The sequence below is a fragment of the Anaerolineaceae bacterium oral taxon 439 genome, assembly GCA_001717545.1.
GTDB lineage: Bacteria > Chloroflexota > Anaerolineae > Anaerolineales > Anaerolineaceae > Flexilinea.
Window position 1 is genome coordinate 2,690,443 of sequence record CP017039.1, and the last position, 14,183, is coordinate 2,704,625.

Here is a 14,183-nt window from a genome sequence, read left to right on the forward strand (position 1 = left end):
TTGGAATTTAAATGAAAGGAATGTAATCATGAAAAGGAGTCTATTCTTCGTTGCAGCTTTCGCGGTGTTGATTGGAATGGCTGCAGCGCCTGTACATGCAGACAAAGACATCAACGCGACCGTCATCTGGAGAGCATTCGACGATCAGTTTCAAAGCGGTTTTCGAATTATCATGGAACATGAGGCCGAAAAAATTGATGGAATAACGCTGGAAATGCAAGATGGCGAGAATGACGTCTCAAAAACTACGAATAAACTTGAGGCGGCGTTGACAAAAGGAGCAGATGCAATTGCCGTTTGTGCGCCGGATCGCTTATGTACAGCCGAATTAATGAAGAAAGCTGATGCAGAGAATGTTCCTGTCGTCTTTTTTAATATGGAGCCAATGGCTGAAACAATGGAGGCCTACGATTCTATATGGTATGTTGGCGCGCAGGCCAAAGAATCCGGCGTTATGTGTGCTCAGGCGCTGATTAATTACTGGAATGAAAACAAAGGAATCGCCGATAAAAATGGTGATAATATCCTGCAACTCGTTATTCTCCAAGGAGAAATCGGTCAACAGGACGTTATTCTCCGTACGGAAGCTTATGAAGAAACATTAACTGAACAGGGAATAGATTATGAGATAATTGCTATCGATACGGCAAACTGGGATAAAGCTCAGGCTCTTGACAAAATGAACGCATGGATTACGGCGTTCGGAATCGACGGTGTCGAAGGCGTTTTGGCCAATAACGACAGCATGGCAATGGGAGCAGTCCAGGCTGCGCTGAATAATGGGTACAATAAAGGGGATCCCAATAAGTTTATTCCCATCGTCGGAATCGACGCGACAATCGAAGCGCTTCAAGCGATGAAAGCCGGATCATTACTTGGAACCGTTCTAAACGATCGTACAAGCCAATCCATAGCAGTTGTAAATATCTTAAAAGCAATCGGAAATGGAGAAACCATTATTGATGCTGAGACAGTTGGCGTAAGCAGTAAGATCGAAGGAAATTATATTTGGATTCCATATGAAATCGTAAATCAGGATAACTTAGAAGAGACTTTAGAGCTGATGCTGGAATTTAACTAAAGCCCTACCATATCGTTCTCCCATATGCCTTATAGAAGGCACATGGGAGAATAAGAAAAGCAGCACAATCTTTCAAACTTTGTCAACGAGGGTTTCATGAGTGTGAATCGGCTTGAAATAAGAGGAATCAGTAAGAGTTTTCCTGGCGTCAGAGCATTAGACAATATAGATTTAACTATAAAACCTGGCGTCGTGCATGCAATCGTTGGCGAAAACGGTGCTGGAAAATCAACCCTGATGAAGTGCCTGTTTGGAATTTACAAGCCTGATAAGGGAAAAATTCTTATCGACGGCAGCGAAGCGATCATAGATTCGCCTGGAAAAGCGCTTCAACTTGGAATCGCTATGATTCATCAGGAATTGAACCCTATTCCATTCAGGAATATTATGGATAATATTTGGGTAGGCCGATTTCCAACAAGTGGAGTAGTCGTCGACGAAGTCAAAATGAGACAGAAGACGAAGGCGCTATTTGAAAGTCTTGACTTTGATATCAACCCGGATACATTAGCCCGAAAATTATCGATATCCCAGTTACAAGCAGTTGAAATTGCCAAGGCGATTTCGTATGACGCAAAGATTATTATTATGGATGAACCAACCTCGTCGTTAACTGACACTGAGACAGGGCATTTATTCAAACTCATTCGCAAATTAAAACATGAGAACCGATCTATCATTTACATCTCTCATAAGTTGGAAGAAATTTTTGAAATTGCTGATGAAATAACGGTCCTGCGTGACGGAATGAACGTCGGCGTCTGGAAAGCAAAAGAGATACAAATTGAAGAAGTCATCAAAAAAATGGTTGGGAGAACCATGCAGGAACGATTTCCGGCTCGAATTAGAACCACAAAACAAGACCTTCTGTTGGAAGTGGATTCGCTTAGCAGTGCCGACAGGAATTCGTTTTCTGACATAAGTTTCTGTCTATATAAAGGGGAGATATTGGGAATCGGAGGATTAGTCGGAGCGCAGCGAACCGAATTAATCGAATCTCTTTTTGGCCTGCACAAAATCGCTAAAGGAAGCATACGATTAAATGGAAAAGAGATCAAAAACCGCAATCCGGAAGAAGCAATTCAAAATAGATTTGCCCTATTAACAGAGGATCGTCGTGCCACAGGGATCGTGCCAATGTTATCCGTTGAAGAAAATACGCTAACGGTCGCATATAAAAAGATCGTAAAAAATTTTCCCGGTTTTTTCAGGCCTCAAACGTTAAAGACTATCGTAAAAGAAATATGCACAAAATTAAACATTCGAACGCCATCGCTCGAAACGCAGATCAGGAATTTATCAGGAGGAAACCAGCAGAAAGTTTTAATTGGAAGATGGCTTCTCGCGGAAAGCAAGATTCTGATCTTAGACGAACCAACTCGCGGCATTGATGTCGGATCAAAATATGAAATTTATAAAATTATGCAGGAGTTCGTCGAAAATGGGGCTTCTATTCTAATGGTCTCGTCTGAAATGCCGGAGCTTCTCGGCATGTCCGACAGAATCTTAGTCATGTGCGCAGGGAAGTTAACAGGGACACTAAATCATAGCAACGCATCTCAGGTTGAAGTCATGAAACTGGCAACAGCTTTTACACTTAGAAGGCAGGAGGAATCACGGTGAACTATCTGAATTCAATCAGCAGCAGGAAAATCAAACAATTCATCATAGACAAAGCATTAGTCTTAGTCCTCATTTTTATGATCCTCTTCATGGTGATAATTGAACCCACGTTCCTTCAGTGGCGTGTTATTAAAGACATCTTAACACAGTCTTCAGTTAAGCTTATTGTTGCTTTAGGTTTATTATTCCCGCTTTTGCTTGGCGGAACGGATCTGGCCGGCGGGCGGCAAGTCGGTTTAGCTGCCGTCATTGTCGCATCGATGAGCCAGCCACTACTAAATTCGCATCGCTTTTTCCCGAATCTCCCGGAATTGCCCATCCTGGTCCCCATCTTTACCGCCTTAACAATTACAGCCTTGATTGGACTGATCAATGGCCTGATGATTGCGAAACTGAAAATGGCACCTTTCATTGCAACCTACGGAATGGCAACAATCGTATATGGAATAAATTGTCTCTATTTCGCGAAACCGCCGAACCGCTAGCAGCCCATTGGGGGGATCCGAGACGACCTGACGTTTTTAAGTTCGTATAAAGTCTTTGGAGAATTCAGCTTATTGATCGTCATCGCGTTAATAGCTGCGGTACTTTGCTGGTTTTTACTGAATCGGACCGTTTTTGGAAAACATCTATATATTGTCGGCGGGAATTCAGAAGCGGCGAAAGTATCCGGCGTAAACGTCAGCAGCATCATCATCGCCGCTTTTATAATTGAGAGCTGTCTTGTCGGATTCGCTGGGATCCTTGAGGTTGCAAGAACCGGTGGAGCAAACAGTGCTTATGGATTCTCTTATGAATTCGATGCAATTTCATCTTGTGTCGTGGGCGGGGTATCCTTAAGCGGAGGAATCGGTAAAATTTCCGGCGTTATCATCGGAGTTATTATTTTCACAATCATAAGTTATGGCCTCGCCTTTATCGGTGTCAATCCGAACTGGCAATTAATTATTAAGGGCTTAATTATTTGCAGCGCTGTCGCTTTAGACATGAGAAAAAACGCATAAATCAAAAAAGAAAAGGATAATCTATGGAAAAGATCAAAATCAGTAATAGGCTCTCTCTCTCACGAATCGTACAAGGTTTTTGGAGGCTAACCGATTGGAATTACACTACCGACGAGCTGATAAGGTTTATGCATACGTGTATCGACATGGGAATTACAACTTTCGATACCGCTGAGATATACGGACGAACTGTATGCGAAACGCTCATGGGAAAAGCTTTTAAGAAGGATCCGACACTTATCAAGAGAATTGAGCTTGTTACAAAAACAGGGATCTTCGAGAAAGAAATTAGCGGGGAAAAAATCGGTTACTACAACACAAGGTATTCAAGAGTTATGCAATCCTGCAAAGAAAGTATAACTCGTTTAGGAATTGATAAAATCGATTTATACCTGATTCATCGAGAGGACCCATGCTTTAATCCCTGGGATACTGGACGCGCATTAGAGGAATTACAAAAGGAAGGGCTGGTTTTAGAAATTGGCGTATCAAACTTTGATCCATTTAAGTTCGAAGCGCTGAATGCTGCGGTAAACGGAAAATTAGTGACAAATCAGATTGAATGGAATCCGATTTGTTTCGAACATTTCAATTCGGGCATGATTGACTATTTAGCCATGAAAAAACTGCATCCAATGATCTGGTCACCACTTGCCGGGGGGAAGCTATTTGACAACAGTTGTCAACGCAGTCTCAATGTTATGAAAAAAGTAACTGAAATCGCCAAGAGGCATAATGCGCAAATAGAATCGATCCTTTATGCCTGGATTCTGTACCATCCTGTCGAGGCAATTCCGATCTCTGGAAGTCGAAACGTAGAACGAATCAGACGTGCTGTCAAAGGGCTCGATATAAAACTCGATCATGCAGAGTGGTATGAGCTTTATACAGCAAGCGGACAACAAACCTTACGCTAAGGAATCACGCGAGCGTTAAGGCTCAGGACGGATCGCTATAATCCTACCGAACGCACCTTTTCCGCGACCGCCTTCGCCAGCGGCAGCTGCGACAATTCAGAGATATGCATCCAATCCAGCTCGTTCGGCGACACAAACGGATTAATATCCAGCGCGTCGCATCCTTCTTCCGCGGCAAATCGCAGCATCCAGGGAACCATCGCCGCCGATTTCTCTGCGCAGCCCGGTCCCATATGTCCATAGACGGTTGGGACCGTCTCGATCCGCGGATCGATCTTCATCGGCGCCAGGACAAGGATCCGCGGTCCGTCACGCCAGACCGGAAGCTGCTTCGCTGTCTGGAGAAGAACGCGAAGCCCTTCCGCGATGTTATACCCTGTCGCAGCGAATCGCGCTTTACAGTCGTTCGTCCCCAGCATGAGGATCAGCAGGTCGATCGGCGAATTCGTCGATAGAACCGGACGCAACGTCGCCAACCCGCTCAGTCCTTCACAGAGCGGATCGTCAAAAACCGTCGTCCGCCCTGAGAGTCCCTCAGGGCGGACCTCATATCGATCCCCCAGGAGCGCTCCCAGCCGCGTCGTCCAGCGGACGTCGTCGTCAAACCGCCCGCCGGTTCGCGGATCGGCTCCATACGTATTTGAATCGCCATAGCAGACAACCCGGATTTTATTCATACGTTCACCCCCGAATCAATACTGCGAGCTCAACGATCCTCCGGATCGCCGCTCTCCCGATATAGCCCGAATTTCTTCCGAAGGACCGCCGATCGCGAGGCGATCCGGACCCATTTCGGCGACGGCGTCCCAACCACTTCGGCGTTCCGAATCGCAGCGCGCAGCTCCTCCGCCGTCGAAAACGGCGCCAACCGCAGCGCCATCCGCCCCAATTCAAACAGCCCATGCGCGTCGGAACCCGCCGTTCCGCAAAGGCTCCGCGCCTTCGCGAAGTTCGTCGCTTTCTCGTTCGCGTCTTTCGTATTCCGACCGTTCGCGATCTCAATCGCGTCTAAATATTCCTGATACCGGATCATCTCGTCTTCATACCAGCCATGCCGGCTGAACGAATACGGATGGGAAAGCGAGATAAACGCACCCTGATCGCGAAGACGCCGGAAAGCTTCGGCCGGCTCCAACCCGGCCGGGATTTCCTCTTCAACGAAAAAAGCTAAAATCTCGCCGCGCGTCGTCAATATTTCCTCGCCGACGATCACAAAATCCGGATACCGTTTCTGCAGCCGGATCGCTCCTTGAATCGAATTATGATCCGTGATGACCAGCTTCCCCAAATTCAGTTCATGCGCCCGCTCAATTAACGCGCTGAGCTTCGTGACCGAATCGGGGGAAAATTCGCTGTGTACATGAAAATCAACTAAAATTTTCAATTTATTGTTCTCCTGATAAATCGCTACCGAACCGGATTCACCGTATCGGTCGGACGCGGCGTCCTGGTTGGAACGAGCGTCGGCGTCGAGGTCAGCGTCGGCGTCGGCTGGCGCGTATCGGTCGGGCGCGGCGTCCGCGTCGCGGTCGGCGTCGCCGTATTCGTTGACGTATTCGTTGGCGTCCACGTCACGGTCGGCGTCAGCGTATCCGTTCCGGTCGGCGTAATCGTCGCTGTCAGCGTCACCGTTCCCGTTACTGTTGCGGTTCGCGTTGCCGTCGGCGTCCAGGTCCCGGTCGCGGGCGGTGTGTCCGTTGCCGTCGGGACTTCGCTCGCGGTCGCGGTCGGCGTTAGCGGCATTCCCTCGATAACGAACCCCTCGCTCATGAACCATTCCGACCCTAAGAAAACCTGCAATTCATACGCGCCGGGCAGCCAATCGTCCGGATCCTCCGGTTCGCAGGTCACAAAATTATATCCGCCAGTCGAAATATCCCAGACGACCGTCGATTCGCAAAGCGCTACCCGATCGTCCAGCCGCATCCAAACGAATGAGATCTGCGTCCCCAAAACGAGCTTATCGTACGAATAAAAACCGTTCAGTTTCCTCAACGGATTCATAAAACGAACCGAAGGCTCGATCGGGAAACCGTCATCGCCAATCTCCTCGGCGAATTGAATCGGACTGAAAAGGACCTCCGTTCCCGGATCGACCTGGCTGGTCGCCATCGCTCGAAGCGAATCCGGAAGCGCGGGCGTATTCGTAATCGACGGCGTTTCGGAAACCGTCGGCGAAAGCGTCATCGTCGGCGGCAGCGTTATCGTCGCAGTTTCGGTAATCGTCGGCGTCAGCGTGATCGTCGGCGACGGCGGGAAAACGGTATAAAACGCCGGCTCAGCGTAATTATTCAGCGCCCAGGACGCCCCGGCTAATACGATCGACATGATAATCAGCTTCCAGCCGCGCGCGATCGCTTCCTGACGCTTCCTGAAATAAACGAGTTTCAGTCCGCGCCGGAGCGTACTGATCCCCAGCAGGAACGCCAGAATCGATCCGAACAGGGCCAGAAAGAGCGCCGCGTTCACGCCGGAAATGACGTCGATATTCAGGTTTAAAACCCGCGTCCAGTCCATGCCCTGCATTATATCACGCAGAGGATCGCCGCCTTCTTCCCGGCCCGGGCGTTATCGTCCGATTAATTTCGGAACCAGATTTTCCTTATACACGAGAATTTCATAACCTTCGAAACGATCGACCTTCGCCGGTTCGCCGAAAAGCGTGATAATCGAATCTTCCGAAACGTCTAAATAGCCCCAATCGTCGAGAAGAACGAACGTATACGGCGCCTCCGAAAACCAGCCCGGCTTATAGAACCAGCGCTGTTCTTCAACGTAAACCGGAACCAGGTCTGAATCGCGATGCACCGTGATCGCGCGGATTTTAACCTGATCATGCGACGAAACCGTCACGCTCGATGCGTTCCAATAGTGCGCAAAACCAAAACGGTAGCCATTTTCCACCAGATACGCCGCAACCCGATCAAAGCGCGTATCCGGCCGTCCAAACGTAAGAGGCGGGAAATTCACTGCAATCAAAAGCGCCGCGACCAGCGCCAACCCGACCCGCATGGACAGCCAGCCGCCGATCCTCCGTTGCGGAATATTGCGGTGATTCACCCGGCGAACGATCAGGATTGCGGTAAAGACGGGCAGGAACGAAATATAGCGGGTAAACTCGGACGTCACCAATACGTCGGTAAAGACGCAGACCGCCGCCATGACCGCCATCGACAGCGCTAACAGGACGGCGAAAAGATCCTGATGCCGCCGCTTTAAATAAGCATAAATCGTTTCGATAACAACCAGCACCATCCCGATGATCAGGACGGCGGCCGCGATCCAGCGCAGCGTACTGAGCGCCGTAATCGGCGTCTGGCGCGTCGTCCCGTTCATGAGCTCCACGACGCCTTGGGCGAACCGATTCCAATTTATTCCGATCTGATCCAGCGCGGTGAAATTTTTCCTGGATAAGATCTGATTTTTAACCGCGCCGCCAACGCTGAAATATAACCGATCCAGTCCGACGCCGGCTCCGCTTCCAACCGAGGTCAGCGCGATGACCCGGACGCAGCGCATCCGCCCAAAACGCGGCGTCTCGTTCATCAATTCCCATCCGCAAAGCAAAACTACCGAAAGCACGGCGATCACGACGATCAGGAAATCGCCGGTGACCCCGATCGCGGTCACGATTAACAGCGCCGTCGCCCATCCCCAGGACGTTTTCCCGTCCGTCAGGATTCGCGCCGCAATCGCCATGATAACGAGCGCAGCTGCGAACGCGGCCGTATGACCGCGAAAATGGCCCGTCTTTTCGACCGTCGCGACAACCGCGATTCCATAATACAGCAGCGCGTCGAGCGGCGTCAGCGCGTCGACCCGATCGCGGAGCAGCAGCAGCCCGAACCAGAGAAACACCGTCAGGATCATCGCCTCCGCCAGAACGTACGCGAACGGCTGGACCCCAAGAAGCGCGGCGCTCAGCCCATAAAACGGGAGCTCGGTCGTCAGGAAGCTGATCCCTGTCAGGACCCAATCCTTCAGGAAAAAGTTCCCGCCGATCCAGTCCCGCCCCTCAAGGACATGATTCGCGAAATCAGAATTGATCGGGACCCTCGCCATCGTCGTAAAAGCCGTCAGCGCAATTCCAGCCAGCGCTGCTCCGACCAGCAGCCATTTACAAATCGGATGATGCAGGATGGACCTCATTTAACCATACCTCCGTTCGCTTTTCCGAATCCGTTTCGGGATGAATCAATTAATAGAATAGTCTACCGCCAATAATGAACGCCGCGGAATGATTCGCGGAATGTGCGTTACCTCCTTTTTTCGCCCGTCGGTGCGGCCGCTAAACGCCGGCGCGCGATCGATAAGCGATCCGCTTCGGTCTGTCTCAAATCGTCGTGCCCCCTGAGCTGACGATTTTCATGACGCCCGTTTCGCGTTTCACTCGCCGATTCCTGCGCCTTACCGAAAAAACGAAGACGGGAGGTTCGTTTTCGTGTATGATGACAGCATCAATGAGGAAAGGAAGGAGGAGGAAAAGCTTCATGAAAGTCAGCGTTGAAATCTCCGAAAATTATAAACCGCCTCGCGCGGTCATTTACGCGGACGCGATGACTGAGGAAATCCGAAAGATCATCGACTGGTTAGGGCAGAACGATACACTGCTGATCGGGCAGTTGGATGAACGGCTGGTCGTCATCAAGCCGGAAGAAGTTTACATGATCCGGATAGAGGAAGGGAACACGATTATCCATACTGAAACGGGAAAATATTATTCCGGGAAACGGCTTTATGAAATGATCCGCCTGCTTGGGCGTGGATTCATGCAGATTTCGAAGCAAACTATTATTAATCTTTCTTATATAAAAAGCGTGGAAGCCGGCTTCAGCGGTACGCTTCTTCTCAAGCTGAAGAACGGCCTTTCCGACTACGTGTCAAGAAAATACCTGCCGGAATTAAAAAAATATCTGGGAATCTGAGGAGAGATCATCATGAACAAAACTGTTAAAGAAGTGTTATCCAACACGTTTCAGTCGATCGGGTACGCCGCCGTCATATTCTGTGTCGTCGGGGTCATTTTTGACCTGATATTCAAAGGCAATCTGGTGAGGGAAAACTATACGTACACCAGAATGGCGGCCGGCATGTTCGTCATCGGGATCGGGTTCGGCGTTCCAACGCTCGTTTATAAGAATGAAAAGATACCGCTCCCGGTTCAGGGGCTGATCCATATGGGAATCGGCTGCGTCGTTATGACGATGACCGCGTTCGCTGTCGGCTGGATCCCGACCGATCAGGGAATCGGCGCCATCCTCTGGACGATCCTTGGAGAGATTGCCATCGCGCTCGTCATCTGGTTCATTATCTATCTGCATCAGAAAAAACTGGCAAACGAGATGAACCGCCGGATCAGCCAGATTGAAGTAAGCGGCCCCAATCATTTACGGTAAAAAAGGCAGGGAAAACTGAGCGGCAGGGGCTTCTCCCTGCCGTTTTTATATCGAAATTTTCTGAGCGGCGCCCGGACGCTCCGGTTTTATCGTAACGATCCGGTCACGGCATGATAAAATTCATTAACAACTGCGGAATCCTCTGCTCATCAGAAAAGCTTTCAATTTTCCGAATATAGTAGCGGCCGATGAAAACGGGAAAACCAGCGGAAAAACCGTCGCAGACCCAAACGAAAGAGGCGAACCATCATGAAAGAATTAACGATTCAGGACGTAAATATCAGCCCAATCCCGCTTTTTGCGGACGAATGGGCGTTGGTCACAGCAGGAACGAAAGAAACCGGATTTAACACGATGACGATCAGCTGGCGGCATGTCGGCGCAATCTGGGGCGCAAATCAGGGAATGCCGACCGCGACGATTTATATCCGCCCGCAGCGATACACGAAGGAATTCGTCGATCGCGAGCCGCTTTTCACGATTTCCTACCTTTCCGCCGATTACCGGAAGGAGCTCCTCTACCTGGGCGGTCGATCGGGCCGCGACGAGGATAAGGTCGCGAATTCAGGGTTGACACCCGTTTTCGGCGATGGGTTTACTTACTTTGCGGAAGCGAAAATGGTGCTGGTCTGCCGGAAGGTATACGCCGCGCCGATTTTGGAAAGCGGCTTTATGGACCGATCGATTATCGATGGAAATTATCCGCAACGCGATTATCATACGATGTATATCGGAGAAATCGTTAAAATCCTCGGAGTGGAAACGAGCGCGAACAGCCCGAAATAAACGCGTTGTGTTCCGCTGTTGACTGACGACGGTTTTTCATAAAAGGCGTAAAGGAATGAGATTGAAAGCGAGGACAAAATGAAAAAGTTGAGTTTCAATTTAGAGCTGGTTTTCCTGTTTGTCTGCGAGATCCTGATTGGGATCGTACTGCTGATCAACCCGATCGGATTCGCGAACCTGAGCATCCAGATTTTCGGTATCGCGCTGATTATCAGCGGTATTTTTTCCGGCATCGGCTATATCCGATCGGATCCCAGAAGAGCAATGCATGGATTAAAGTTGTTTAAAGCGCTTGCATTCATAATACTCGGAATTATCTGCTTCACGGGGCCGAACTGGTTCCTGGCGACGTTCCCGATCCTGACCGTCCTTTACGGGATTTTCATTCTTCTTGTCGGCCTCTTCAGGGTCCAATGGGCGGCGGACATGTTCCGGCTGAAGATGGAACGATGGTGGATCGCCGCGATCAGCGCGGTCCTCTCAATCCTGTTGGGATGTGTCATTATCCTGAACCCGTTCTTCGCGACCGCCGTGCTTTGGACCGTTACCGCGCTGACGCTGATCGTGTTCGGCGCTGTCGACTTGGTTTTCCTCCTGATTTCCGGATTCGGAAAAGAAGGGGAAAAGATTGTGTGAATTAAAAAGCCCAACGTGTTTGGATTCGTTGGGCTTTGACCATTTGCAGACCGGGCGCGAACCTCCGCGCTCATTTTTATTTCTCTAAAACGCCGAACGCAGATCGTCGCGCATCGCCAGCGCGGCTTTCCGCGAAGCGGCGGCGAATTCAATCCCCAGCTTCGGCGCGTCGGCGAATTCCGGATCCTTCCGCCAGGCGGCGATAATCCCGCGCGATGAATTTACGATACAGCCGACGCCGTCCTTATCGAAAAAGCCTTTCAGGTCAGCGCCTTTTCCCCCCTGTGCGCCGTAACCCGGAACGAGGAAAAACGTATGCGGAAGCTGCGCGCGGAGTTCGACGCCCTGAATCGGATGGGTCGCGCCGACGACCGCGCCGACGAGACTGTACCCGAACGCGCCGATATGGTCCTGCCCCCAGCGATGAACCAGGTCGGCGATCAGGCGATAAACCGGCCGCCCGTCGACGAGAAGATCCTGAAGCTCTGAGCTTGACGGGTTCGACGTCTTGACCAAAACGAAAAGCCCGCGATTCATAGCAGCGGCCGCCTTGACGAACGGCGCGATCCCGTCGGTTCCGAAGTAAGGATTGACCGTAATAAAATCCTCTTTCCAAAGATCGTAGGTTTCGCCCTCGACCTGCGTTCCGCCCAGGTGCGCGGCGTAGGCTTCGGCGGTCGAGGAAATATCGCCGCGCTTGACATCGCCAATTACGATAAGGCCCTTCTCTCTGGCGTATGCGACCGTTCGCAGGTATGCGTCGAGTCCGTCAAGCCCGTAGCGCTCGTACATGGCGATTTGCGGCTTGACGGCGGGAACGATATCCGCGACAGCGTCAATAATCGCGCGATTAAAGGCGAGGAAGCTTTCCGCGGCCGCCTTCGGCGTTTTTCCGTATCGATCGAAAGCCTCGAGCTTCAAACCCTCCGGAATCATGTTCATCGCCGGATCAAGTCCGACGACGGTCGGATTCGCTTTTTCGCGGATTGCGCAAATCAGTTGATCAATCATGATAAATAACCTTTCCGTCTATAATCGTCCATTTTACTTTCCCGGTAAACGGCCGTCCGGCGAAAGGTGAATGCCTGGCTTTCGAAAGCGACTTCGCCGGATCGACGACGAAGGTCTCGTTCAGGTCGACGAGCGTCAGGTCCGCCGCAGCGCCCACGCGAAGCTCCCCGCGGTCCAGCCCGAGGATCCGGGCCGGCCTCGCGGCCATCATCTCAATCAGCCGTGAAAGCGTCGTCAGCCCGCTTTTGACCAGCACGGTATAGCTGATGCAGAAGGAGGTCTCCAGTCCGGTCACGCCGAAAGGCGCTTCCGAGACCGGGCGATTTTTCTCTTCGGCGGTGTGCGGCGCATGATCCGTCGCGATCGCGTCGATCGTCCCGTCGAGCAGCCCCTCGATCAGCGCCGCGCGGTCGGTTTCGTTCCCCAGCGGTGGGTTCATCTTGAATTGCCCGTTTTCCGCGAGAACGTCGTCCTCCGACAGCGTCAGATAATGCGGCCCGGTTTCCGCCGTAACCGCGATCCCGCGCGCTTTCGCCCAACGGATCAGCGACACCGACGACGCCGTGCTGATGTGGCAGAAATGCACCGGGCAGCCGGTAGCCTCCGACAGCAGGATATCGCGGGCGACGATAATCGATTCGGCTTCCGCCGGAATCCCGATAACGCCCAGCCGCTCCGACGCCGCGCCCAGCCGCATGCAGCCGCCGCACAGGCCGATTTCTTCGGCATGCGAAAAAATTTTCAACCCGTTCGCATGAATCGCGATCATCGCCTCGCGCATCCGGCGCGGGTTCATCACGGATTTCCCGTCTTCGCTGACGGCGGAAAGCCCCCGCCCCATCAGCCGGAAGCATTCGTTCTGAACGGCGTTCAGCGCCGCATAATCAGTCAGTTCCTCGCCCCGCTCGCCCCGGGTAATCGTTCCCAGCGGAAGAACGTGAACCCCGTTCGCCGCGGCCGCGGCGCGTTCGATCCGTTCCAGCGTCTCGACCGTGTCGATCGTCGGCTTCGTATTCGGCATCGGGCAAACCGTCGTCACACCGCCGCGCGCCGCCGCGAGGCACCCGCTTTCGGTCGTCTCTTTTTCCGGAAAGCCGGGATCGCGGAAATGTACATGCAGGTCGATCAGGCCGGGAAGGACGGTCAAGCCGCTCCCGTCGATCGTTTCCGCGCCTGATCCCGCGCTCTCTGGCGCGGCGAGCGAACGAAGCCGCCCGTTTTCGACGAGCACGTTCGTCTTCGCGTCCGAAGCGCTACCTGGAAGACTGACGTTTTTTATAAATAAGTTCATCAACTCCATCCTTTTCCATACTGACCCTGTCGTCGCAGTATTCACAGCGGTAAACGCGCCGTTCCGGATCGACAAGATGGAAAATATGCGGCGCGTTGGCTTCGATTGAGGTAACGCAGCGCGGATTCCGACAATGAATAATATCGACAACTTTATCTGGAAGCGCCAGTTTAATTTTCCTGACGACTTTATGATTCTCGATAATATTCACGGTCGCGTTTGGATCGAGAAGCCCCAGCTCGCTCAGGTCGAGATCGACGACATCTTTAATCTTGATAACGTCTTTGCGCCCGAGGATCGTTGAATCCGCGTTCATGAGGAAGGCGACCGTATGATTCGAGGTATCGATATTCAGGCAGGACAGAATTTTCGCGCCGACGCCGGCTGTGATATGATCGATGACGATGCCGCGTTCAATACTGTTGACAACTAACATAG

Annotated in this window: 14 protein-coding genes and 1 pseudogene; 8 read left to right on the forward strand and 7 right to left on the reverse strand. The window is 51.5% G+C overall.

Annotation, left to right across the window (positions count from 1 at the left end):
• Window positions 1–28: 28 nt before the first annotated feature.
• The 4 genes and pseudogenes from BEQ56_11835 (at window position 29) to BEQ56_11850 (ending at window position 4,625) form a co-directional block, all read left to right on the forward strand.
• Window positions 29–1,081 (forward strand): galactose ABC transporter substrate-binding protein, encoded by a 1,053-nt coding sequence (locus BEQ56_11835; GenBank protein AOH44094.1) that lies wholly within the window; start codon window positions 29–31, stop codon window positions 1,079–1,081.
• 96 nt (window positions 1,082–1,177) lie between these two features.
• On the forward strand, window positions 1,178–2,704 hold the full coding sequence (locus BEQ56_11840; protein ID AOH44095.1) for a sugar ABC transporter ATP-binding protein: 1,527 nt from the start codon (window positions 1,178–1,180) through the stop codon (window positions 2,702–2,704).
• Between the two features lie 5 nt (window positions 2,705–2,709).
• Window positions 2,710–3,708: pseudogene (mglC, locus tag BEQ56_11845) on the forward strand (beta-methylgalactoside transporter permease).
• Between the two features lie 23 nt (window positions 3,709–3,731).
• A complete protein-coding gene (locus BEQ56_11850; protein ID AOH44096.1) occupies window positions 3,732–4,625 on the forward strand; it encodes an aldo/keto reductase in 894 nt (297 codons plus the stop codon).
• Window positions 4,626–4,660: 35 nt separating this feature from the next.
• On the opposite strand, the gene BEQ56_11855 is transcribed toward BEQ56_11850, so the two are convergent.
• From BEQ56_11855 to BEQ56_11870, 4 genes are read right to left on the reverse strand one after another with little or no spacing between them, the layout of a single operon-like run.
• The gene (locus BEQ56_11855; protein AOH44097.1) at window positions 4,661–5,302 is read right to left on the reverse strand and encodes a hypothetical protein; all 642 of its coding nucleotides are present in this window, start codon (window positions 5,300–5,302) and stop codon (window positions 4,661–4,663) included.
• A 29-nt stretch (window positions 5,303–5,331) separates the two neighbouring features.
• The gene (locus BEQ56_11860) at window positions 5,332–6,009 is read right to left on the reverse strand and encodes a hypothetical protein (protein AOH44098.1); all 678 of its coding nucleotides are present in this window, start codon (window positions 6,007–6,009) and stop codon (window positions 5,332–5,334) included.
• A 23-nt stretch (window positions 6,010–6,032) separates the two neighbouring features.
• On the reverse strand, window positions 6,033–7,142 hold the full coding sequence (locus BEQ56_11865) for a hypothetical protein (protein AOH44099.1): 1,110 nt from the start codon (window positions 7,140–7,142) through the stop codon (window positions 6,033–6,035).
• 51 nt (window positions 7,143–7,193) lie between these two features.
• The gene (locus tag BEQ56_11870; protein ID AOH44100.1) at window positions 7,194–8,774 is read right to left on the reverse strand and encodes a hypothetical protein; all 1,581 of its coding nucleotides are present in this window, start codon (window positions 8,772–8,774) and stop codon (window positions 7,194–7,196) included.
• A gap of 341 nt (window positions 8,775–9,115) precedes the next feature.
• Between BEQ56_11870 and BEQ56_11875 the strand changes: the two genes are divergently transcribed.
• From BEQ56_11875 to BEQ56_11890, 4 genes are all read left to right on the forward strand, one after another.
• Window positions 9,116–9,550 (forward strand): LytTR family transcriptional regulator, encoded by a 435-nt coding sequence (locus BEQ56_11875; protein AOH44101.1) that lies wholly within the window; start codon window positions 9,116–9,118, stop codon window positions 9,548–9,550.
• Between the two features lie 12 nt (window positions 9,551–9,562).
• On the forward strand, window positions 9,563–10,021 hold the full coding sequence (locus BEQ56_11880) for a hypothetical protein (GenBank protein ID AOH44102.1): 459 nt from the start codon (window positions 9,563–9,565) through the stop codon (window positions 10,019–10,021).
• Between the two features lie 249 nt (window positions 10,022–10,270).
• Complete coding sequence (locus tag BEQ56_11885) at window positions 10,271–10,807, forward strand: flavin reductase (protein ID AOH44103.1); 537 nt, start codon at window positions 10,271–10,273, stop codon at window positions 10,805–10,807.
• A 78-nt stretch (window positions 10,808–10,885) separates the two neighbouring features.
• Entirely contained in the window at window positions 10,886–11,443 is a 558-nt protein-coding gene (locus tag BEQ56_11890) for a hypothetical protein (protein AOH44104.1), read from the forward strand.
• 84 nt (window positions 11,444–11,527) lie between these two features.
• Here BEQ56_11890 and BEQ56_11895 read toward each other — a convergent pair whose 3' ends face one another.
• The 3 genes from BEQ56_11895 to BEQ56_11905 are packed head-to-tail and all read right to left on the reverse strand — an operon-like array spanning window position 11,528 to window position 14,181.
• Window positions 11,528–12,454: an orotidine 5'-phosphate decarboxylase gene (locus tag BEQ56_11895; protein AOH44105.1), complete on the reverse strand. Its 927-nt coding sequence runs from the start codon at window positions 12,452–12,454 to the stop codon at window positions 11,528–11,530.
• Entirely contained in the window at window positions 12,447–13,745 is a 1,299-nt protein-coding gene (locus BEQ56_11900) for a hypothetical protein (GenBank protein AOH44106.1), read from the reverse strand. The genes BEQ56_11895 and BEQ56_11900 overlap by 8 nt, the downstream gene beginning before the upstream one ends.
• On the reverse strand, window positions 13,708–14,181 hold the full coding sequence (locus tag BEQ56_11905; protein ID AOH44107.1) for an aspartate carbamoyltransferase regulatory subunit: 474 nt from the start codon (window positions 14,179–14,181) through the stop codon (window positions 13,708–13,710). The genes BEQ56_11900 and BEQ56_11905 overlap by 38 nt, the downstream gene beginning before the upstream one ends.
• Window positions 14,182–14,183 lie beyond the last annotated feature (2 nt).

Coding starts and splice junctions, on each gene's coding strand:
- BEQ56_11850 (AOH44096.1), top strand. CDS start 3,732: ATGGAAAAGATCAAAATCAGTAATAGGCTCTCTCTCTCACGAATCGTA.
- BEQ56_11885 (AOH44103.1), top strand. CDS start 10,271: ATGAAAGAATTAACGATTCAGGACGTAAATATCAGCCCAATCCCGCTT.
- BEQ56_11840 (AOH44095.1), top strand. CDS start 1,178: ATGAGTGTGAATCGGCTTGAAATAAGAGGAATCAGTAAGAGTTTTCCT.
- BEQ56_11895 (AOH44105.1), bottom strand. CDS start 12,454: ATGATTGATCAACTGATTTGCGCAATCCGCGAAAAAGCGAATCCGACC.
- BEQ56_11880 (AOH44102.1), top strand. CDS start 9,563: ATGAACAAAACTGTTAAAGAAGTGTTATCCAACACGTTTCAGTCGATC.
- BEQ56_11875 (AOH44101.1), top strand. CDS start 9,116: ATGAAAGTCAGCGTTGAAATCTCCGAAAATTATAAACCGCCTCGCGCG.
- BEQ56_11835 (AOH44094.1), top strand. CDS start 29: ATGAAAAGGAGTCTATTCTTCGTTGCAGCTTTCGCGGTGTTGATTGGA.
- BEQ56_11865 (AOH44099.1), bottom strand. CDS start 7,142: ATGGACTGGACGCGGGTTTTAAACCTGAATATCGACGTCATTTCCGGC.
- BEQ56_11890 (AOH44104.1), top strand. CDS start 10,886: ATGAAAAAGTTGAGTTTCAATTTAGAGCTGGTTTTCCTGTTTGTCTGC.
- BEQ56_11870 (AOH44100.1), bottom strand. CDS start 8,774: ATGAGGTCCATCCTGCATCATCCGATTTGTAAATGGCTGCTGGTCGGA.
- BEQ56_11905 (AOH44107.1), bottom strand. CDS start 14,181: ATGTTAGTTGTCAACAGTATTGAACGCGGCATCGTCATCGATCATATC.
- BEQ56_11855 (AOH44097.1), bottom strand. CDS start 5,302: ATGAATAAAATCCGGGTTGTCTGCTATGGCGATTCAAATACGTATGGA.
- BEQ56_11900 (AOH44106.1), bottom strand. CDS start 13,745: ATGAACTTATTTATAAAAAACGTCAGTCTTCCAGGTAGCGCTTCGGAC.